The sequence below is a fragment of the Clostridium sp. AF22-10 genome (assembly GCF_003478725.1).
GTDB classification, from domain to species: Bacteria; Bacillota; Clostridia; order Lachnospirales; family Lachnospiraceae; genus Otoolea; species Otoolea fessa.
The window spans coordinates 1-17140 of sequence record NZ_QUFZ01000033.1; the positions used below are offsets into that span (position 1 = coordinate 1).

Below are 17140 nucleotides of genomic sequence, written 5' to 3' on the forward strand. Positions count from 1 at the left end.
AAAATATATTTTTATGTGGTTCGTATTTAATATTTCATTTAATGTAATTAATTTTATATTTGTTTTCATAATATCTATGATTGTTGTTCTATGTTGTCCTAAAGAAAAATCTTATTATACATTCAATATTAATTCATTAAAGGACAATTTAGTTACAAGTGGAGAAATTCATGGCGGTGTTTTTTGTGAGAGAGGGGCTATTGACGGAGAGATTAGTTATTTCTTTTCAAGAACAACAGATAAAGGAGAAGCTATTGGACATATACCAGCAGATAAATCTTACATAAAATATGATGATAATAAAAAGCCTTGTATTGAAGTTCATCAAGAAAATCATAAGATACCAGAAATTGTAGAAAGGTTATTATTTACAAAATGGGTTGATGATAAGAGTGTAGATTATTATGTAATTATTGCTCCTAATGGGACAATATCAACAACGGGGACATACGAGATAGATATGGAATGATAAGAAAGAAGCATTTCTTTTGGATTTAGAGGTAAGTAAATGAGTAAATTTTCAATTGTTAAAGAAGTAGATGAAAGTGTTTTAAGAAAAAATATGTACTAACAGCAAGAAACTATAAGAAATAACATAGGCGATGAAAGTTATTGTCCGTACATATTTGCCAATAAAGATACCATTAATAGGTTAGTAGACCAGTGTAAAGTATCGGTATTTGAAAATGTAAAAATATCAGGTGGATTAGTTGGATATTATCTTGGCAATAAAGTATTTGAAGATAATACATTAAAATTCGGTGAAGTTGAGCTGCGATAAGAGAATATATCCATAGAAAGAGGTGATTGTTATAAAAGTTATTCATAATAATTTTAGTCAAAATGATTTGAATAAAAAAGTAGAAGTAAAGCCTAAATTCGTACATACATTTTGCGATAATTGCGATTCTGAGTTAGAAATATCTGAAGAAGATACCCATATTGGATGGCTTGGTGCGTCGTTTGTTAAATGTCCTTGTTGTGGACAAGAATCAATGGTTGATGAATTAGAAGGAATCACATTAACAAAAGACAATATTGATTATCCTATACATTTTAATAGAACTAATAAGGATTTAAAAAATGTTGTAGAAATACAAAAAGATGAAGTAATTAAGGAAATCCAAAGAGGTATTGATTATTTTAGGACAAATAAAGACGAGTTTTGTTGGTATACATATTATGGAGATTTATTCGTGATTATATTCAGGTATGAAGGTGATGAGGAATATTTTGTCTTAGTGACAAGAGATTTTTACGAGACATATATTCCGTTTGAAAAGGGGGATTATAATGACTGATTTTGAAACTTGGTTACATGATTTTGGATATGATCATATTCTTCGCATGTTAGAAATTCGTAGACCAGGACAATATACTCCTTATGAAATAGATAAGAAGTTTGAAGATGAATCGTTATACATAGACAATCATTTTAGACATATTCAGATTAAAGAAGCTATTGAACTTCCTGATAAAGATATTCTGATTGGATTTAGAGAAATATATGATAGCGAAAGTTTTGAGAAAGATTGGGATGAATCGGTTGTTTATTATAAAAAACTGAGTGAGATTGAACTTACGTATTTTCCTTGTGATGACAATATTGAGAATTGGGAGTGAGATTATGAGTAGCATTTCAGTTGGTGAATTGAAATCAATTCTTAACACATTTCCAGACGATTATGAAGTGATTATGAATATTAAGCATAAATATCCGATCTCTAAGAAAGAAGGTGTTAGAGGTTGGTGTGCTTATATCAATGGAATAAAAGTGGATAATGATTTTCGAGAGATTAAGTTGATGAATTAGGAGAATAATTATGGGGTTATTAGAAAAACATAATTGTATTTTTTGCAAATATAGAAAACTTAACAAGAATCATGATTATGCTTGTAAGGACAGTTGGGAAAAAGATGAATCTGATTATCCAATTGGTAAATGTAACTCATTATCAAATATATATTATGGTAAAATCATCAGGCTTTTCCCATTCAAGCAAATTGATTATTGGCGTACTGAGAGAACATATAAAAAAGAAGAAAAATACAATAAAGCAATGGATAAGAAATATGGAGATTGTAGCGTGGAGACAGATGATTGGAAATTCATTTGGGGGATAACAAGTTGGGACGATTTATCTGGTCATGAAGCTAATATGTATACCATGAATGATATAGATATTACATATGACAAGCAGAAAAAAGAATATATGCTTGGAGTAGAAACGGCATATATGTTTGAAACATATGCTTCGGCGTGTAATTATTTAAGAACATGCTTGGATGTATTTTCAAAATATATGGACGCTAATGGATTAGATAAGAACAAGCAGTATAGTTTATTCATGAGCAATCCTTGTACAAGTATGGTAGCTGATTCGATTGAAGAATTATATACCAATTTTAAAATTTTTGTTGATGGATTTTGCAGTCAGAATACTACAGAAAATAAAAAGGATGGAGAATAAATATGTGTAATCGTTGTAATTATAATTCACCTGACAATCAGATATATTTAGATCCATTGACGAATGAATATTATTTAGACATAGAAACTTCTGAATGGGATGATTATGAAGATGGATTTGCTCATCAGCGAGAATATATTGCGTTTTGTCCTTGGTGTGGAAGAAAATTAGAAGAATTGAATTGTAAGTAGAGGAGAATATTAAAATGGCTGTATTTAAAAATTTCAAAGATGATGAGTTGATAGTAAGTTGCAAGTGTGGTTGTGATGAAGGTATTCATTTTAAGATTCATGATTATGGAGATGGCGACTATGCTTTCTTAACATATACAAATGGTAATTTCTACACTCAGCAAAGACCGTTCTTTGAAAAGTTGAAGAAAATTTGGGCGATTATTAGGAATAAGGATTTCTATTATTCGGATATTGTGCTTACAAAAGATGATTTTAACGAGTTTAAGAAATGGATTAATAAAGAGTAAAGGAGATTTATGAGATCAGAGATTAAAAGACGACAATTTTCTGAAAATCATCAATCTTGGTTCTCCCATGATTATGCTTGTTGGGCAAATAATCACAATGGTTGGAGAAAAATGAAAAAGAAGAATCGTAGATTATTTAAAAAGAAGTATAGAAGAGAAGTTGAGAAAGATATTAATGAAGAATTAAATGATATGCAATAACAGTAAATTCAGGTTTCCTTTGGTTACAAAGAGAGAATATATAAACAAGGAGGTAAGAAAAAATGTCATATTGGACTTATATCAATGGTATCGTAACCGTACACCCTATGGGTAGGACACAGCCTGAGAAGAGATATATTCTTGAAACAGTGCTAAATCATCTGCCAAGAGTAACAGGTTCTGAGGGCGACATGAATACATATATCATTCAGAAAAATGGTTATAACAGTTCGTGTTCATGTGATGAATTTGGCGAGGTGACAAATAATTTAACTGATAGATACGGATATAAGAGTCGTAACAGAGGATGGTTACAAACACAGAACGAATATATCCTTGTTGTAAATGCAGCTTTAAGAGATAGAGAGTTTGAACAAACTTATAGAGAATTTATGAAATGGTTTGTAAGACTCTGCAAGAGAGTAGGTTGTGAAGATGTTCTTGTAGAAATAAAAGGATACGACAAATCGACTGTTATTAAAGATAGAAATATTCAGAAAGAAAAGTATTCTTGGAAGAGTGTTTTTGATGGCTTATTTGAAGATCCAAGCTGGTGTAATAACAATAAAAATGGATATAAAGAACCGAATTGGTGCGAATTTATGATGTGGGATAGAGCAAAAGATTCAAATTATCCTATGACTCTTGCTTATAAATATTTCAATGATGAAGAAAATGACAAGGAAGTTGAGAGAAGAATGAATTATAGATAGCTTCGTAAGATAACTTAGATTTTGAGAGAATAAAACATTAGAGGTGAAAACATGAGAATCATAAATCGTGGACGTGGTACTGGCAAGACAGCAATGCTTATCTCAACAGCATATGTAACAGGAAAGCCAATTATTACATCTACAAAGAGTAATAAAAATAGTCTTATGGATATGGCGAAAACAATGTGTATGTCAAACAATATAGAAGTTTATACAATAAATGAATGGTTAGAATTTCATAGATCATATACACCAAATAATGAAATACTCATAGATGATGTAGATTTGATACTTGGTGAAGTTTTATCAAAGTTTCTCAATGTAAATGTTATAGCAGGAACGATGACAGTTCCAATGGATGATGTAAAAAATGATATAAAAGAAACTGACAAAAAGCATGGCTATTGGCTTGCATTGGATGAATGTGCAAATGAAGGTGTATATTGCTCAGTTTGTAATAAGAAGGTATATAAGTTGAACTATGCGAATCAGAAGTTGAAATCAAAATATTGTCCTAATTGTGGTGCAATTATGGATGGAAAAGAGGCTACTGAGACTGATAAAAATGATGATAGACCACAATGCTGCATAGATCATGATAAGTATTTTTCAACATGTGACACTTGTGAATTTGGAGAATAATATATTGGAGGTGAAATTATGTATCAGAATTGTTGTAAGAAATGCGGAAGTATTTCACTACATACAGAAGTAAAAGGTAATAACACAGGACTTTATTGTGATGATTGCGGTGCATGGATCAAATGGCTTGGAAAAGATGAGTTAAGAGCTTTCGAGTATGTAAAACAGACAGAAAAACAAATAGAAAAGAAAACATACACAACAAACAGCTATGGATTTCAAGATAATAAAGCAGACATTGAACTTGGTAAATTATGTTGTTTTAAGCCATTGGATAAAGATGAGATTTATTTTGGTCATATGGCTGGAAAAGTTGTTGATGATTTTGGAAACATGACTTTTATGTATGTTTTAAATATTGATAATAGATATTTCTTTTCTCGAAATGTAATCATAAAACCAGAAGATGTACATACATCTAACGATGCAAAGAAATATTTCTAAGCAAACCAATCTTTCATTGGATTGGTAATTTAAGGAGAAATATATATGTCTTTACTATTTTTACACATCTTATTGGTAATTCTTTGTGCGGCTAATGTAATTGCCAATGAGAATAAAGTGTCTAAATTTCTTTGGTCTTGTTCAGGATTATGTTGGCTGATTCTCAGCATAATAGAAATCACAGAAATGATGTAACTAAAAAGAGAATATACAAGTACGAAAGGAGCAATAAGTACCGGCTTAAACTTGCAAGGCTTCTATTAGTAAAATGAATAAAAAATATAATATTATTTATGCTGATCCACCTTGGGATTATGGAAATACCAAAAATCTCAACGGAGAATTTTGGGGAATGGCAGATAAACATTATAATGTAATGAAATTTAAAGATTTATGTAATTTACCAATCGGTAATATTGCAGCAGATGATTGTTTTTTATTTTTATGGGTTACATCGCCATTCCTTGAAAAAGGATTTGAACTTATAAAATCATGGGGATTTAAATATGCAACTGTTGGTTTTGTATGGGTAAAGATGAAAAATGATATGTCAGAAGTTAGAAAAGATGGATTGGGCAAATATACTATCTCAAATGCAGAATATTGTCTAATAGCACGAAAAGGTAAATACTGGCGTGAAGCGAGAAATGTACACCAGATTATAGAATATCCCAAAACAGAACATTCTGAAAAGCCAAAAGAAATAAGAGACAGAATAGTATCTTTATGTGGTGATTTGCCAAGAGTAGAATTATTTGCAAGAGATTTATGTGAAGGTTGGGATTCTATTGGCAATGAAATTGACGGAAGAGATATTAGAGATGTAATTAAGTAACAAGAAATTTTTCTTGTTTGGGAGGCGATTAATATATTTCATATAGAGAGAATTAAAGTCGAAAATGGATGCGATTGCTGGGGAAGACCAGAGTATGATGATGTATATGAAGTTTATTATAATGATGAATTTGTATGTCGTATGTCAAGTGATCCGACAGTATTGGTGGATAAGATGAATGATATTTTAATTGCAGAGGGATGACACTATGAATAATGGAGTAAATTACACAATCATAAGTAGACCTTCTTATATCACTTTTGAGTGTCCATTTTGTCATGAAGAAGTCGAAGTGAATTTTGATGAAGTAGATTTTAAAACTGATTATTGGGGTGATGGTGCTTGGTGCGATTGTCCTGAATGTGGAAAAGAAGTGGAGCTTGATGACTATGAGTATGATTAGGAGAATAACATTATGAAGGTATATTTAGTAGAACGACCTGCAAGTGGTTGGTGTCAAGACTATGCAATGGTAATTATCGCAGAAGATGAACGACATGCTGAAAGAAAAACAAGAGTAAGTTCAGGTGACTTCAAGAAGTGTCAAGAGATTACTGTTACAGAGATTGATATGAATGAAGAACAGTGCGTTTTAAGAGCGAATACAGGTGCATAGGAGAATAACGTCATGAGAACAGAGAATATAGAAGTGACATTTAAAATTCCAATTCCAGTTGATAAGCCCGATTTGAACGGTGTGATATATTCCAAAGAAGCAATTAGAAACGCCTATAAAAATGTAAAGAATATTCCAATTGAGATACCAAACAATGATGGTGAGTTTTTTCCTATTGGAGTAGCACAAGAAGTTGAATTGATTGAAGATGAAAATGGTATGTATATTACAGGCATTGGTCTTGTTTGGCATGGTGGCACAGAAGAAAGCGTTGAAATTGAAGATGGTAAGGTGACTAGCTTTAAAGTAAATGGCATTGGAATTGCAAAAGAGTAGGAGGATAACTATATGGCAGATAGACAGATCAAAACTATACAGTGGACAATAAATCTTCCAATGGACTTTCCTTCAAAGTGGGATAACGACATGATTGAATTTCATCTTAGTGAATCAAGTTGGTGTTGTAGCAATCTTATTAGTAAACTTAAAAAATACGATGAAGAAAATGGCTGTATTTGTGGTATATGTGAAGCAAAAGTGGCTGAGAAGGAGGCGTGAATAAAATGCCAACAAAATATGATCTGGGTGGTGGTAACTTGACTTTGTTCGATGTTACGACTGGCATGGAATTAAGTAATCTGGATAATGTTCATTTGGATTCTTGTGAAGTCGAAAAAGGAACTCAATTTGGTAACTGGATGGGACAAAATGCATCAATAACAATGGAGTTTACAACAGAAGAAACAGCAGACATTAATAAAATATTAGGATTGGATATTGTTCAAATGCCAGATTCTTATGATATTCAATATGTAAAGATTGTTCAAGCAAGAAAGCATAAGAAAAAGAGAATAAATAAGAAGTGGCTTAAACGTTATGGTTACAAAAAAGTAATTGTCAATAGTAAAGGTTGGAATATAAAAACGCACACTGATGGAACTGTTGAATTTGTGAAATAAGAGAATGAATATATGGGACAGTTAATTGATAAAACAGTATTACGAAAAGAATTATCTAAGCTGCCATCTGAAATGGGATTTGTAAGAAAGTCTGATGTAATGCAAACTCTTGGCAGTCAGAAATGTGCTTACAATATAAAAGAAGAGAAGAATAAAACACTTGATGAAGTTCTAAAGGCTTGTGACATAGAATGTGGATTTTACAGTGGCGATGTTAAGAATCTTACAAGACACGTTTTGATGAGAGTATTGGATGGATTGAGAGAATAATAGATAGGAGATGACACTATGAATAATTTAACACACAGAGAAGAAGTAAATCTTTATGAAGCAATTCAAAAATCGTTCCCTAAAATTCTTATTAAGGATCTGACAGAACATGAAAGAATTTGTCCTGTCTGCAATGGTCTTGGAATGAGAATTGCAGACAATGTTTATGGGATTGAAGGCGACAACTCTGAAGCTGGTAGAAAATATCTTTTTCCATACAAACATCAGGCTCTTTCGTTCTGTCAGAGCTGTTATAACGGAGTACAGCGGTTATGCCCGTATTGTGGACAGCCTTATAAAAATCAAGCTTATTTACATTGCGACTGTGAAGGACAGAAGAAAGTCGATGAAGAAGAGAGAATAAAGAAGCGGAATGAGAAAGTCTCCAAAGCAGTATCGGTTGATGAAAAAGATGTAGACACAATGCTGTACTGTGAAGAGTTTGATGAGTGTTACGATACCGTTGGTGATTTCTTTGACGATTATGCAACGAACTATATGGATGAGGAAGTATACACAAAACCTGTGCGATTATGGGTATGTGGCGTAGAGAAGATTCATATTGATGCTGATAATGTAGTTGACAATGCTTGCGAAGAGTTACATGAAGATGCTTATGAACAGTGTGATATTGGTGGTCTGCAAAATTTGTTAGATACCTGGTGTAAAGATCAGACAGGAGCGACTACATATTATCCTTGTTTTAAGCAGTATGTTTTGATTAATTGGGATGAGTTTGAAAGAGAATAATATTATGAAGAAACAGAGAAAACCAAGATGGGGTTATCAAATTGATAAATGTCCTATCTGTAAAGCAAAAACATTTGAGTATTGTTCTTATTCTGAATTCGGATTTGGAACAGTAGAGCAGCATGGATGTTGCAGCAGATGTGGATTTATAGTTGAGCAAGCATACTCACCAACATTTTGTTGTTTTTGGGATATTGAGAAAGGGTTTAAACATCCAAACGGAACATATTATGCTAAAAATGTTAAAAAGCATAAAAGAATAAGAAGAAAACTTGGTATCAAAAATATAGATTATGAGATTAACCCAGAGTGGCTTAACTACGTTTAAAGGATGACAAGAATCCTGTCTTTCGTTGGCTCGTAAAAATTAAGTAGAGAATATATAAGTGGAGGCGAAAATGGATAACTTTGCAAGACGTGAATATGATGGAGAGATTGATTACAAAGTAAAAGAAGAACTTCAAATAGCAAATATACCTGTATTCAGATTACCATATTATATGAACACAGAAGTCAAGACAAAATATATTGGCATTTTAAATGGTTTTGTGTTTTATAGAGCGTGGAATTATTGGATTTGTCATGGCGACATGCCTCTTGATATAGCAAATGAAATGTATAAGAAGTACAAAGAATTAAATATTAGAGCAGGTGGGCATTATGGTAATGAGCCTCCAATTACTCAATCATACAATCCAATTTATAAAAAAGAAATGGAAGAATATAGTAACAAAGTTGGTATCGAAGAATTTATTAGAACATACAAAGATATAATTCACGATGATGAAACTCAGCCACGATTTGTTGGCACATATCATATTGATACTCAACTTGGTTTATGTAAGTTGGCAGAAACGATAATAAATAAAAATGTTACTTGTGAGATGAAAAATCTGGAATAAGAGAATAAAAGAGGTGAGAAGTAAATAATGGAGATTTTAGGCGGTAACTTAAAGAAATTTTTCGACGCAGTAGATAATCCACCAAATGATGCTGAAATCACATATGCAGGTAATGAGTATGAAGTGTGGGAAGTGTCAGACGAATTACATAAAAAGATGTGTGACATGTCAGAGGAAGAATTTGTTGAATTAGCAGGTGAAGATGCTTGGTGGCGCAGTTGTAAAGGTAGTGTGTTAGGTATTCCTGATACAAGATTTATTGTAAACCATCATTATCTTATCGGATGGGATAGATTACATTGTAAGCGAAGAAAATATACAAATCTTACAGAGTATTTATGTGAGTGTGTAGGTGCTTCAACTGGCAAGAATGTATGTGCTTGTGCAATGGATCTTGCTAAGTATAATGATATGACTATGGCAAAATTGTTTGAGAAGTATGGAGGTTGAGTAATTGGGATTTTATTATAATTTCTATTCACCAAAAACAGGTCAGAAAATTGACGATGGAAAATATGTAGGAATGCCATTTTTCTTCACCGAGTTTGGGGCATTAGGTCATAAATGTGCAGTCAAATGGGATAATGATTACAAGAATATCGAAGCATGGACAATAGATACTGAATCTGACTTTTATAAGGAATATTGTTCAGATGATATTTATGGTTGGGATTGGATTATTTTGTATTATACAAAAGATGAGATTCTAAAAATGCAAAAGTCGATGACCTGTAATGAAACATTATTAGAAGAACTTTTGGAGAATAATAATTTAGATGGATTAATTGTTATTATAAATTGAAAAATAACAATCCAATGAAGCCGACACTTCATTTGGAGGTGGAAAAATGGATAATCAAGCAGAATATAAACTAAGAAAATGTCATTGTGGCGGAGAAGTTGAATTATTTCCATCAAAACCTTGGTCACAAGATCCTGAAATTCATTGTAAGAAATGTGGTGGAACTTGGAGATTTGGAACATATTCAGATTATTTGACTGTTAAAGAATGGAATGAAGAATAATATGATAACACCGCCAGCAATACAAAGATTAACAAACGAAAATACAATGTTGACAAGTGCTTCTATAGAAGATTTAGAAGAGTATAAGAAAAATGCTTGTAAAATTCTTAGAAGCCAGACGCGGTGTGCTACTGCAAAAATCGTAGAAGAATTGATTAACCAGGAAACTATGAACAGAAGAATTATTGAAGAATGGAATAAAATCTATAAACAATTTCCTGAATATGTTGGAATGTAGGTGTGCGAATTATGGCAACAAAACTTATTAAAACAATAGAAGCGATTGAGATTGAGGAAATTCTCGCAGAATATCTTCATGTTTTTGATTGTGCATTAAAAATCATAGACACCAAAAATGGACAATCTGTTGTAGCAGAAGTTTATGAACGAGTAGAGAATAATATATCAGGAGAAAGTATAAATGAAGATAACTAATCCAAAACAAATTGAAGAAAATCTTAAAACTGTACTCACATTAGAATATATGGGAATTCATATCGAGGACACAAAAGAGAAAGGTTTTAAGCAGTTGTATTATTTCTCAGTACCAGAAAGATCAACACTAAAAGTAGAATCAGCAAAAGAGCAAGCCGAGACAGCAGATGATTTAATTAAAGTTGCGAAAGCTACTTTGACAGAAATGATTCTTGATTTGTGCAAATCTGAATTTGACGATGATGAGGAAAACGAAAAATTTTACAAAGATGTAGAGAATAATATCTCAGACTATGTTTTGTTTTTTGCAAAAGTTAGAAGAGGCGAAGTGTGGGATAAGAAAATGGGTAAAGCTGCCGTTAATAAAGTAGTTGAACCGTTAAAAAATCTATCGTACAAACAAGTTTAGAAGGAGGATGAATAAATGACTTGCAAGTACCCAATAACTAGCAAAAGTTATAAATTTTGCTTAGGATGTAGCGATGTAGATTGTTGTGAAGATGCAGCTACTTTCAATATACCTATGCCAGAAGTTAAGCTACCAAAGAATATTATTTCGCTTGCGTTAGAAGCAAATAAGATGACAAATCATGCAATTGATAACTGCACGACACAGCAATTAACTGAATTATCTAAATTAATTAGAGATGCGATTGCAGATGGCAAATTTTCAATCAGTGAAGATGGTTGTTTAAAACCTGAAACACGAAAGAAATTAGAGGAACTTGGTTATAAGATTGAAACAGGTACTCAATATAATGAACCATATTATAGTATTAGTTGGAGAGAAACGAAGTAAATTTCGATTTCTTGCGAGGAGGTGAAATCTTGGAGAAAGTAATTAAATATAGATGTTCTGAATGTGGAGAATTATTTGATACACCTGAAAAAGCATTAGCACATGAAATAAGACATGAAAGAATTGAGAAGGCTAATGAGATGCTTAATGAAAGATGCACATTAAAGCAAATCAATGACGAGTGTGAGATTTGGAGTTCTGTGCCAGAACATTTAAAGAATGTAAATAAGGATAACTGCTTCAAAATCAGTTATTGGCAATGTTGTGATAAACCTGCATATCGAATTACTAATATCTTTTTTGATGGAAAGGTAAATGTAAGAGGTTGTGGTTCATGGAATGGGTATTATGGCAATCCACTTAGATTAGATAGTAGCGATTTAAAAAATCCAAGACCAAAAGAAGAGTTATTTATAGATAGTAAATATACAAACAGATGGTAATTATATTTGGAGAATAATATATTGAAAGAGAGGTGCATATATGCCAGTACATGATGATTTAGGCGTTAGGATGAAAACATTTTATGAACAAATTCCTAAGACAAAATTAATGAGAAGGTGTCCAGTCGCTATCCGTATTGACGGAAAGGCGTTCCACACATTCGCAAGAGGATTTCAGAAGCCATTTGATGAAGTGTTAATTAAGTCAATGCAGGAAACAATGAAATACTTATGTGAGAATATTCAGGGCTGTGTTCTTGGTTACACGCAGTCAGATGAGATTACATTGATTCTTGTTGATTATAAGAAACTTACATCTTCAGCTTGGTTTGATTATGAAGTTCAGAAGATTTGTAGTATTGCAGCAAGCATGGCTACGATGGTATTTAATGAATCATTTTCTAAAATTTATAGTAAACTCTATAGAGATAAAATAGAACATAGAGAGAATGTTGATGAATTAGTAAAAACATATGCTTTTAAAGCTGGTAAAGCAATGTTTGATTGTCGTTGTTTTAATATCCCAAAAGAAGAAGTGACAAACTTGATCTACTGGAGACAATTAGACGCTTCTCGTAACTCAATTCAGATGGTTGGTCAAGCCAATTTCTCACACAAAGAATTACAGAATAAGTCATGTAATGATATTCAGGATATGCTTATGACTCAGAAAGGTATTAACTGGAATGATTTACCGACTTATCAGAAGAGAGGAAGTTGCTGCATTAAAGAAGAGTATGCTGTTAATGACAATGGCGAAGGAGTAGAAGTTGATTGTGTAACAGATGTGGATGAACCGGTAGAGAGCGTTGCATTTAGAAGTCGTTGGATTATTGATACAAATATTCCTATTTTTCGTGATGAAGGTAGGGAATATATTGATAGATTAGTATTTGTTGGTGAGGAATAAATAATATACTATATATAGTGATTATAAAATACTATAAACACCATATATAGTATAAAAATCAAGACCGAAGGAAACTTCAATTTCCTGTTACTGCATATGTAAAAGAAAATGGATATTTAGGTATCGTTAGTTATGATGAATACAATGACGATTTATTTATTGCGAGCAAGTCTACTATTGATAGTCAGTTCGCAGAATGGTTAAAAGAGGCTCTTTATAGAGAACTTACGCCTGAGAACAGAGAAAAGATGAAGCTGTATGCGAAAGATAATAATGTCTCATTTGTGTTTGAAAATGTTGATATGGAGCATGATCCTCATGTTATTAGATATCCTGTAAATAAATTGCTTTTATTGGATATTGTTTATAATCAGATGGATTTTAAGAAATATGAATATGAAACAATGTGCGATGTTGCTCATCAGTTAGGTTTAACACCTAAAGAAAAAGCATATGAGATTGCAAATTGGCAGGATTTTTATGAATGGTATTTTGATGTTACAGAGGATAATTATCAATATAATGGTAAAAACATCGAAGGATTTGTAATCGAAGACAACTCTGGATATATGGTAAAGTTAAAACTTGCATATTATAAATTCTGGAAATTTATGCGTTCTATTTCTCATGAAGCTATCAAAAATGGTTATACTAAAAAGATTGCTGCTCTAACAACTTCACTTGCTAATGAATATTATTCATGGGTCAAACAATTACATAATGCCGAGGATATTGACTCACTTCCAAAAGACATTTGTACTTTAAGAAAATTATTTTATAGAAATAAATTTTTAAAATAATATAAATTAAGAGGGCATAGAATATGAAGTGGAATTATGATATGAATTTGTGTCCATTGAATACAAAAGTAAAATTACTTTCAAGTGATGATTGTTTACTTCTTCCTCAGAGAGAATATATAGGTGAGATAATCAATAATGGCAAATATTTAACTAGAGGAAAGCTTTATTCTGGTGATCCAGAGTATTTCTATAGAAGTGCAATTGTCGCTTGGAAAATATTAGAATAGAAGAATATTAATACGACAAAATATTTTAGTTGTATGAGGTTCAGGAATGATAAAACGGATATTTCTTATCCCTGTATGACTCAGATGGAAAATTTCAGAGAAAAGTAACCATCGCTGTAAAGGACGATTATAAAGTAGTTCTTTCAAATGATAAATAAGGAGAATATATAAATGAGTAGTACAAAAAGAAGTAATTCAAGAGATGGACATATTGCTGATTATTACACTACACCAGTAAAAGATGTTGAACTATTCCTAAAAGCATTTAATGATAAAATTCCATTCGACTGGAATAATTCAATTATCGTAGATTCTACAGCAGGTGGAAATTTAAAGACAGATAAAGAAGCATATCATCCAATGAGTTATCCTGTTGCTATTAAAAATGTATTTGGTGAATGTGATGTTCGTACATATGATATTAGAGAAGATAGTTTGGCTGAACACAAATGTGATTATCTAAAAATAAATCTTGGTTATACACCAAAAATGATTATCTCTAATCCACCTTTCTTTAATTCAATCCCAATTATTGAAAAAGCAATTGAAGATGTAGACGATGATGGTTATGTGGTTATGCTGCTACGTTTAAATTTCTTTGGTGGTCAGAATAAAGAAGAATTCTTCAATAAATATATGCCTGAATGGTGTTTTGTGCATCACAAAAGAATTAGTTTTACAGATAAAAAAGATGCTGCTGGCTTTACTATTTATGATAAGAATGGTGTACCAAAACGAGGTGGAACAGATTCTATCGAGTATATGCACGCTGTTTGGCGTAAATCGAATCTTAAACCAAAGTATACAAAACTTGTTTTGATTTGATAAGTGAATATATAAGTGGATTAAATAAAATAGGATGGTGAAGAAAATGATTGGATATGTAACAGGACAGAGAAGCTACGGATTCATGAGTTATGATAAAGGAATAGAATCTTATAGATGGGGACGAGAAGAAAATTGGAAAAGTGCCAAAGAAAAAGCTTCAAAGAGAGTAAAATGTCTAAATGATGGTCTGGAGTTCAGTTCAATTACAGAAGCTTCAAAATTCTGCAAAATTCCATTTCATGCGATCTCCGAAAATCTCAATAAACACAAGGAAATTTGCAGATCGGAAGATCAGATGAAATTTAGTTTTCAACTGCTATAAAAGTGACAATAGATACGGATGATTATGTGAATCTCTTGGAAAATGTTGAAGAGTAAAATAGAGATGCTGAGTAATTGAGGGTAAAATGTTCACAATAAAGAAAAATAAAGTCGAAAATGGATGCGATTGTTGGGGAAGAAGTGAATTCGATGATGTATATGATGTTTATCACAATGACGAATTTATATGTCGTATGATGAGCGATCCAACGGAATTGATTTATAAAGTTAATAGCCTCATAAAAGGAGAATATATAAATGAAAATTGACTTAGTAAAAATTAAGCTTTCTCAATGTAATAAATACAAATATAAACCTATAAAATGGTGTTGCGATGAAATGAAAAATAATCCTATGACATTATTCACTAATGATGATTTGACGCGAATTGAGGGTTGGGATTATCAAGGACATCCTCAGATGTGTTTGAATTTTGATTATGTGGAGGATTATGAAGATGATTACGAAATAATTAAAAATTATCCAATTAAATACTGCCCTTGGTGTGGAGAAAAAATTGATATTAATGTAGTAGATGAATTGGACATGATTTCAAGAGAACGAAAAATATTCAATGAGCTTGAGAAATTACATGAGAAAAGAAATAAAAGTGATAGTATTAGCGAAAGAACTAGGTTGTCTAAAAAAGAAGAGTTGTTACGTGACGAGATTGATAAAATGTATGATTTAGATGAATGGACAGGAGAGAATATGTAAATGGGAGATGAAATTGTTAAAATTCTAAATGCTTTATGTGAGAAGTTCGGAATTGTAATGAATTGGTCTTCTCAGAATGTTGTTCCTTATATTCAATTATTGAGTAAACGATGTGTCAATTATGAAATTGGAACAAGTATCATGTGGTTGGTAATTGGTGTAGTTATGTTGTATACATCATATTGGTTGTTTAAAAATGTGTGTCTTGGTAAAGAACCAGAGGGTATTTTTGATTTTGATGAATGGGATACTATACAAATTATATCGTGGATTACCGCATTTATATTTGTATTATTTGCACCATTTATTATTGGTAAACAGATATATGATATTATCACTTGCTTTACTTTTCCAGAAAAGATTATATTCAATCAGATAACAAATATATATAAATCTCTAAAATAAAAAGAGCGAATATATAAATGAAGGTGGTATTAACCACCTCTGGCGGATTAGTGTAACGGTTTAGCACACTAGAGTTTGATTCTAGGAATATTGGTTCAAATCCAGTATCCGCTGCTTGTCCCAATTGTTTAGCTGCAAGGTTGGGACAGAACAAAATGTTTCGTTTTCATTTTGTTTCACCTCCTAAGTATATAGGCTGTTTATTGGTGTAATAGGAAGCACAGTGGTAGACCCACAAACCTTGGTTCGAGTCCAAGATAAACAATTTTATGGATCGTTAGCTCAGTTGGTTAGAGTAGTCGGCTCATAACCGATCGGTCATAGGTTCAAGTCCTATACGATCCATTATTAAAAAAAGGAGAATATAGTTATGAAAGAAGTAAAACATTATATTTGCGAAATCTGTGGAATAGAATATCATGACAAACAGAAGTGTCAAGAATGTGAGAAAAATCATAAACAGATTAAGAAAATTATTTCTACAAAATATCAAAGTTTATCTATGAATGTAAAAGGATACCCTGTTTCAATTACTGTGGAGATGGATGACGGAAAAGAGCTTACATTCAAACGATAAAGATTTGTTAAGAAGGGAGAATATATAGATGAAAGAGTTTATAAATACCCAAGATAATTCTCAGATTGCTCAAGTGATCATTGTAGAAAAACGGCGATGTATACGTGATAATTCATTCATGATTGTAGAAGATAATGTTTTACTTGATTCAATTGATGTTAAAAGTATAGATGAAAAAACTGGTAAAACATATGAGGTGGATTTCTCATTTTAATTTTTTTTATTAATGAGTTTGGAGAACGTTATCATCCGATAATTCATGGTAAAACATATGAGGTGGATTTCTCATTTTAATTTTTTTTATTAATGAGTTTGGAGAACGTTATCATCCGATAATTCATATAAAAACAAATTCTGTATCTGATA

36 protein-coding genes, 2 tRNA genes and 1 pseudogene are annotated in these 17140 nt (G+C 31.7%); all 39 read left to right on the forward strand.

Annotated elements, in window-relative coordinates; all coding sequences use genetic code 11:
* Positions 1-469, forward strand: a 469-nt coding sequence (locus tag DWX91_RS16770) for a hypothetical protein (RefSeq protein ID WP_182435099.1), incomplete at its 5' end; no start/stop codon positions are given.
* 334 nt (positions 470-803) lie between these two features.
* Positions 804-1301, forward strand: coding sequence for a hypothetical protein (locus tag DWX91_RS15025; protein WP_118539502.1), 498 nt, complete (start codon positions 804-806; stop codon positions 1299-1301).
* On the forward strand, positions 1294-1623 hold the full coding sequence (locus DWX91_RS15030; RefSeq protein ID WP_118539504.1) for a hypothetical protein: 330 nt from the start codon (positions 1294-1296) through the stop codon (positions 1621-1623). The genes DWX91_RS15025 and DWX91_RS15030 overlap by 8 nt, the downstream gene beginning before the upstream one ends.
* Positions 1624-1627: 4 nt before the next feature.
* Positions 1628-1813, forward strand: a complete 186-nt coding sequence (locus DWX91_RS15035) for a hypothetical protein (RefSeq protein WP_118539506.1) — start codon at positions 1628-1630, stop codon at positions 1811-1813.
* A 10-nt stretch (positions 1814-1823) separates the two neighbouring features.
* Positions 1824-2471, forward strand: coding sequence for a hypothetical protein (locus DWX91_RS15040; RefSeq protein ID WP_118539508.1), 648 nt, complete (start codon positions 1824-1826; stop codon positions 2469-2471).
* A gap of 205 nt (positions 2472-2676) precedes the next feature.
* Positions 2677-2952 carry a hypothetical protein gene (locus DWX91_RS15045; RefSeq protein ID WP_118539510.1) on the forward strand — a complete coding sequence of 92 codons (276 nt, stop codon included), beginning with the start codon at positions 2677-2679 and terminating at the stop codon, positions 2950-2952.
* 9 nt (positions 2953-2961) lie between these two features.
* On the forward strand, positions 2962-3153 hold the full coding sequence (locus tag DWX91_RS15050; protein WP_243099073.1) for a hypothetical protein: 192 nt from the start codon (positions 2962-2964) through the stop codon (positions 3151-3153).
* Positions 3154-3215: 62 nt separating this feature from the next.
* Complete coding sequence (locus DWX91_RS15055) at positions 3216-3866, forward strand: hypothetical protein (protein ID WP_118539512.1); 651 nt, start codon at positions 3216-3218, stop codon at positions 3864-3866.
* 51 nt (positions 3867-3917) lie between these two features.
* Positions 3918-4508, forward strand: a complete 591-nt coding sequence (locus DWX91_RS15060; RefSeq protein ID WP_118539514.1) for a hypothetical protein — start codon at positions 3918-3920, stop codon at positions 4506-4508.
* A gap of 18 nt (positions 4509-4526) precedes the next feature.
* On the forward strand, positions 4527-4952 hold the full coding sequence (locus DWX91_RS15065) for a hypothetical protein (RefSeq protein WP_118539516.1): 426 nt from the start codon (positions 4527-4529) through the stop codon (positions 4950-4952).
* A gap of 268 nt (positions 4953-5220) precedes the next feature.
* A complete protein-coding gene (locus tag DWX91_RS15070) occupies positions 5221-5787 on the forward strand; it encodes an MT-A70 family methyltransferase (RefSeq protein WP_118539518.1) in 567 nt (188 codons plus the stop codon).
* A 208-nt stretch (positions 5788-5995) separates the two neighbouring features.
* A complete protein-coding gene (locus tag DWX91_RS15075) occupies positions 5996-6190 on the forward strand; it encodes a hypothetical protein (protein WP_118539520.1) in 195 nt (64 codons plus the stop codon).
* A 12-nt stretch (positions 6191-6202) separates the two neighbouring features.
* The gene (locus tag DWX91_RS15080; protein WP_118539522.1) at positions 6203-6403 is read left to right on the forward strand and encodes a hypothetical protein; all 201 of its coding nucleotides are present in this window, start codon (positions 6203-6205) and stop codon (positions 6401-6403) included.
* A gap of 12 nt (positions 6404-6415) precedes the next feature.
* A complete protein-coding gene (locus tag DWX91_RS15085) occupies positions 6416-6739 on the forward strand; it encodes a hypothetical protein (protein ID WP_118539524.1) in 324 nt (107 codons plus the stop codon).
* A 12-nt stretch (positions 6740-6751) separates the two neighbouring features.
* Positions 6752-6961, forward strand: a complete 210-nt coding sequence (locus DWX91_RS15090) for a hypothetical protein (RefSeq protein WP_118539526.1) — start codon at positions 6752-6754, stop codon at positions 6959-6961.
* Positions 6962-6966: 5 nt separating this feature from the next.
* Complete coding sequence (locus tag DWX91_RS15095) at positions 6967-7362, forward strand: hypothetical protein (RefSeq protein ID WP_118539528.1); 396 nt, start codon at positions 6967-6969, stop codon at positions 7360-7362.
* Positions 7363-7374: 12 nt separating this feature from the next.
* Positions 7375-7632, forward strand: a complete 258-nt coding sequence (locus DWX91_RS15100) for a hypothetical protein (RefSeq protein ID WP_118539530.1) — start codon at positions 7375-7377, stop codon at positions 7630-7632.
* A gap of 18 nt (positions 7633-7650) precedes the next feature.
* A complete protein-coding gene (locus DWX91_RS15105; protein ID WP_118539532.1) occupies positions 7651-8382 on the forward strand; it encodes a hypothetical protein in 732 nt (243 codons plus the stop codon).
* Positions 8383-8386: 4 nt separating this feature from the next.
* Entirely contained in the window at positions 8387-8710 is a 324-nt protein-coding gene (locus DWX91_RS15110; protein ID WP_118539534.1) for a hypothetical protein, read from the forward strand.
* Between the two features lie 70 nt (positions 8711-8780).
* The gene (locus tag DWX91_RS15115; protein WP_118539536.1) at positions 8781-9284 is read left to right on the forward strand and encodes a hypothetical protein; all 504 of its coding nucleotides are present in this window, start codon (positions 8781-8783) and stop codon (positions 9282-9284) included.
* Between the two features lie 27 nt (positions 9285-9311).
* The gene (locus DWX91_RS15120) at positions 9312-9734 is read left to right on the forward strand and encodes a hypothetical protein (RefSeq protein WP_118539538.1); all 423 of its coding nucleotides are present in this window, start codon (positions 9312-9314) and stop codon (positions 9732-9734) included.
* A 4-nt stretch (positions 9735-9738) separates the two neighbouring features.
* Positions 9739-10086, forward strand: a complete 348-nt coding sequence (locus tag DWX91_RS15125) for a hypothetical protein (RefSeq protein ID WP_118539540.1) — start codon at positions 9739-9741, stop codon at positions 10084-10086.
* Between the two features lie 46 nt (positions 10087-10132).
* Complete coding sequence (locus tag DWX91_RS16775) at positions 10133-10309, forward strand: hypothetical protein (protein ID WP_182435100.1); 177 nt, start codon at positions 10133-10135, stop codon at positions 10307-10309.
* Positions 10299-10547: a hypothetical protein gene (locus DWX91_RS15130; RefSeq protein ID WP_147354427.1), complete on the forward strand. Its 249-nt coding sequence runs from the start codon at positions 10299-10301 to the stop codon at positions 10545-10547. The genes DWX91_RS16775 and DWX91_RS15130 overlap by 11 nt, the downstream gene beginning before the upstream one ends.
* A gap of 11 nt (positions 10548-10558) precedes the next feature.
* Positions 10559-10744 (forward strand): hypothetical protein, encoded by a 186-nt coding sequence (locus DWX91_RS15135; RefSeq protein ID WP_118539544.1) that lies wholly within the window; start codon positions 10559-10561, stop codon positions 10742-10744.
* Positions 10731-11153 carry a hypothetical protein gene (locus tag DWX91_RS15140; protein WP_118539546.1) on the forward strand — a complete coding sequence of 141 codons (423 nt, stop codon included), beginning with the start codon at positions 10731-10733 and terminating at the stop codon, positions 11151-11153. The genes DWX91_RS15135 and DWX91_RS15140 overlap by 14 nt, the downstream gene beginning before the upstream one ends.
* Before the next feature lie 15 nt (positions 11154-11168).
* The gene (locus tag DWX91_RS15145; RefSeq protein WP_118539548.1) at positions 11169-11543 is read left to right on the forward strand and encodes a hypothetical protein; all 375 of its coding nucleotides are present in this window, start codon (positions 11169-11171) and stop codon (positions 11541-11543) included.
* Between the two features lie 29 nt (positions 11544-11572).
* A complete protein-coding gene (locus tag DWX91_RS15150; protein WP_118539550.1) occupies positions 11573-11986 on the forward strand; it encodes a hypothetical protein in 414 nt (137 codons plus the stop codon).
* A gap of 40 nt (positions 11987-12026) precedes the next feature.
* Positions 12027-12896: a tRNA(His) guanylyltransferase Thg1 family protein gene (locus DWX91_RS15155; RefSeq protein WP_118539552.1), complete on the forward strand. Its 870-nt coding sequence runs from the start codon at positions 12027-12029 to the stop codon at positions 12894-12896.
* Positions 12897-12973: 77 nt separating this feature from the next.
* Positions 12974-13696, forward strand: a pseudogene (locus tag DWX91_RS15160) (T4 RnlA family RNA ligase); the annotation flags it as partial.
* A 23-nt stretch (positions 13697-13719) separates the two neighbouring features.
* Complete coding sequence (locus DWX91_RS15165) at positions 13720-13926, forward strand: hypothetical protein (RefSeq protein WP_118539554.1); 207 nt, start codon at positions 13720-13722, stop codon at positions 13924-13926.
* A gap of 171 nt (positions 13927-14097) precedes the next feature.
* Positions 14098-14751: a hypothetical protein gene (locus DWX91_RS15170; RefSeq protein WP_118539556.1), complete on the forward strand. Its 654-nt coding sequence runs from the start codon at positions 14098-14100 to the stop codon at positions 14749-14751.
* Between the two features lie 46 nt (positions 14752-14797).
* Positions 14798-15076: a hypothetical protein gene (locus tag DWX91_RS15175; protein WP_118539558.1), complete on the forward strand. Its 279-nt coding sequence runs from the start codon at positions 14798-14800 to the stop codon at positions 15074-15076.
* 257 nt (positions 15077-15333) lie between these two features.
* Positions 15334-15792 (forward strand): hypothetical protein, encoded by a 459-nt coding sequence (locus DWX91_RS15185; RefSeq protein WP_118539562.1) that lies wholly within the window; start codon positions 15334-15336, stop codon positions 15790-15792.
* The gene (locus DWX91_RS15190; RefSeq protein ID WP_118539564.1) at positions 15793-16197 is read left to right on the forward strand and encodes a hypothetical protein; all 405 of its coding nucleotides are present in this window, start codon (positions 15793-15795) and stop codon (positions 16195-16197) included.
* A gap of 41 nt (positions 16198-16238) precedes the next feature.
* Positions 16239-16311 (forward strand) — tRNA-Gln (locus DWX91_RS15195).
* 157 nt (positions 16312-16468) lie between these two features.
* Positions 16469-16542 (forward strand) — tRNA-Ile (locus tag DWX91_RS15200).
* Positions 16543-16567: 25 nt separating this feature from the next.
* Entirely contained in the window at positions 16568-16774 is a 207-nt protein-coding gene (locus tag DWX91_RS15205; protein ID WP_118539566.1) for a hypothetical protein, read from the forward strand.
* Positions 16775-16802: 28 nt separating this feature from the next.
* Positions 16803-16988 carry a hypothetical protein gene (locus DWX91_RS15210; RefSeq protein WP_118539568.1) on the forward strand — a complete coding sequence of 62 codons (186 nt, stop codon included), beginning with the start codon at positions 16803-16805 and terminating at the stop codon, positions 16986-16988.
* Positions 16989-17140 lie beyond the last annotated feature (152 nt).

Bases quoted from the DNA above. Each gene is read 5' to 3' on its own strand.
- DWX91_RS15030 (WP_118539504.1), top strand. From the start codon at position 1,294: ATGACTGATTTTGAAACTTGGTTACATGATTTTGGATATGATCATATT.
- DWX91_RS15035 (WP_118539506.1), top strand. From the start codon at position 1,628: ATGAGTAGCATTTCAGTTGGTGAATTGAAATCAATTCTTAACACATTT.
- DWX91_RS15040 (WP_118539508.1), top strand. From the start codon at position 1,824: ATGGGGTTATTAGAAAAACATAATTGTATTTTTTGCAAATATAGAAAA.
- DWX91_RS15045 (WP_118539510.1), top strand. From the start codon at position 2,677: ATGGCTGTATTTAAAAATTTCAAAGATGATGAGTTGATAGTAAGTTGC.
- DWX91_RS15050 (WP_243099073.1), top strand. From the start codon at position 2,962: ATGAGATCAGAGATTAAAAGACGACAATTTTCTGAAAATCATCAATCT.
- DWX91_RS15055 (WP_118539512.1), top strand. From the start codon at position 3,216: ATGTCATATTGGACTTATATCAATGGTATCGTAACCGTACACCCTATG.
- DWX91_RS15060 (WP_118539514.1), top strand. From the start codon at position 3,918: ATGAGAATCATAAATCGTGGACGTGGTACTGGCAAGACAGCAATGCTT.
- DWX91_RS15065 (WP_118539516.1), top strand. From the start codon at position 4,527: ATGTATCAGAATTGTTGTAAGAAATGCGGAAGTATTTCACTACATACA.
- DWX91_RS15070 (WP_118539518.1), top strand. From the start codon at position 5,221: ATGAATAAAAAATATAATATTATTTATGCTGATCCACCTTGGGATTAT.
- DWX91_RS15075 (WP_118539520.1), top strand. From the start codon at position 5,996: ATGAATAATGGAGTAAATTACACAATCATAAGTAGACCTTCTTATATC.
- DWX91_RS15080 (WP_118539522.1), top strand. From the start codon at position 6,203: ATGAAGGTATATTTAGTAGAACGACCTGCAAGTGGTTGGTGTCAAGAC.
- DWX91_RS15085 (WP_118539524.1), top strand. From the start codon at position 6,416: ATGAGAACAGAGAATATAGAAGTGACATTTAAAATTCCAATTCCAGTT.
- DWX91_RS15090 (WP_118539526.1), top strand. From the start codon at position 6,752: ATGGCAGATAGACAGATCAAAACTATACAGTGGACAATAAATCTTCCA.
- DWX91_RS15095 (WP_118539528.1), top strand. From the start codon at position 6,967: ATGCCAACAAAATATGATCTGGGTGGTGGTAACTTGACTTTGTTCGAT.
- DWX91_RS15100 (WP_118539530.1), top strand. From the start codon at position 7,375: ATGGGACAGTTAATTGATAAAACAGTATTACGAAAAGAATTATCTAAG.
- DWX91_RS15105 (WP_118539532.1), top strand. From the start codon at position 7,651: ATGAATAATTTAACACACAGAGAAGAAGTAAATCTTTATGAAGCAATT.
- DWX91_RS15110 (WP_118539534.1), top strand. From the start codon at position 8,387: ATGAAGAAACAGAGAAAACCAAGATGGGGTTATCAAATTGATAAATGT.
- DWX91_RS15115 (WP_118539536.1), top strand. From the start codon at position 8,781: ATGGATAACTTTGCAAGACGTGAATATGATGGAGAGATTGATTACAAA.
- DWX91_RS15120 (WP_118539538.1), top strand. From the start codon at position 9,312: ATGGAGATTTTAGGCGGTAACTTAAAGAAATTTTTCGACGCAGTAGAT.
- DWX91_RS16775 (WP_182435100.1), top strand. From the start codon at position 10,133: ATGGATAATCAAGCAGAATATAAACTAAGAAAATGTCATTGTGGCGGA.
- DWX91_RS15130 (WP_147354427.1), top strand. From the start codon at position 10,299: ATGAAGAATAATATGATAACACCGCCAGCAATACAAAGATTAACAAAC.
- DWX91_RS15135 (WP_118539544.1), top strand. From the start codon at position 10,559: ATGGCAACAAAACTTATTAAAACAATAGAAGCGATTGAGATTGAGGAA.
- DWX91_RS15140 (WP_118539546.1), top strand. From the start codon at position 10,731: ATGAAGATAACTAATCCAAAACAAATTGAAGAAAATCTTAAAACTGTA.
- DWX91_RS15145 (WP_118539548.1), top strand. From the start codon at position 11,169: ATGACTTGCAAGTACCCAATAACTAGCAAAAGTTATAAATTTTGCTTA.
- DWX91_RS15155 (WP_118539552.1), top strand. From the start codon at position 12,027: ATGCCAGTACATGATGATTTAGGCGTTAGGATGAAAACATTTTATGAA.
- DWX91_RS15165 (WP_118539554.1), top strand. From the start codon at position 13,720: ATGAAGTGGAATTATGATATGAATTTGTGTCCATTGAATACAAAAGTA.
- DWX91_RS15170 (WP_118539556.1), top strand. From the start codon at position 14,098: ATGAGTAGTACAAAAAGAAGTAATTCAAGAGATGGACATATTGCTGAT.
- DWX91_RS15175 (WP_118539558.1), top strand. From the start codon at position 14,798: ATGATTGGATATGTAACAGGACAGAGAAGCTACGGATTCATGAGTTAT.
- DWX91_RS15185 (WP_118539562.1), top strand. From the start codon at position 15,334: ATGAAAATTGACTTAGTAAAAATTAAGCTTTCTCAATGTAATAAATAC.
- DWX91_RS15190 (WP_118539564.1), top strand. From the start codon at position 15,793: ATGGGAGATGAAATTGTTAAAATTCTAAATGCTTTATGTGAGAAGTTC.
- DWX91_RS15205 (WP_118539566.1), top strand. From the start codon at position 16,568: ATGAAAGAAGTAAAACATTATATTTGCGAAATCTGTGGAATAGAATAT.
- DWX91_RS15210 (WP_118539568.1), top strand. From the start codon at position 16,803: ATGAAAGAGTTTATAAATACCCAAGATAATTCTCAGATTGCTCAAGTG.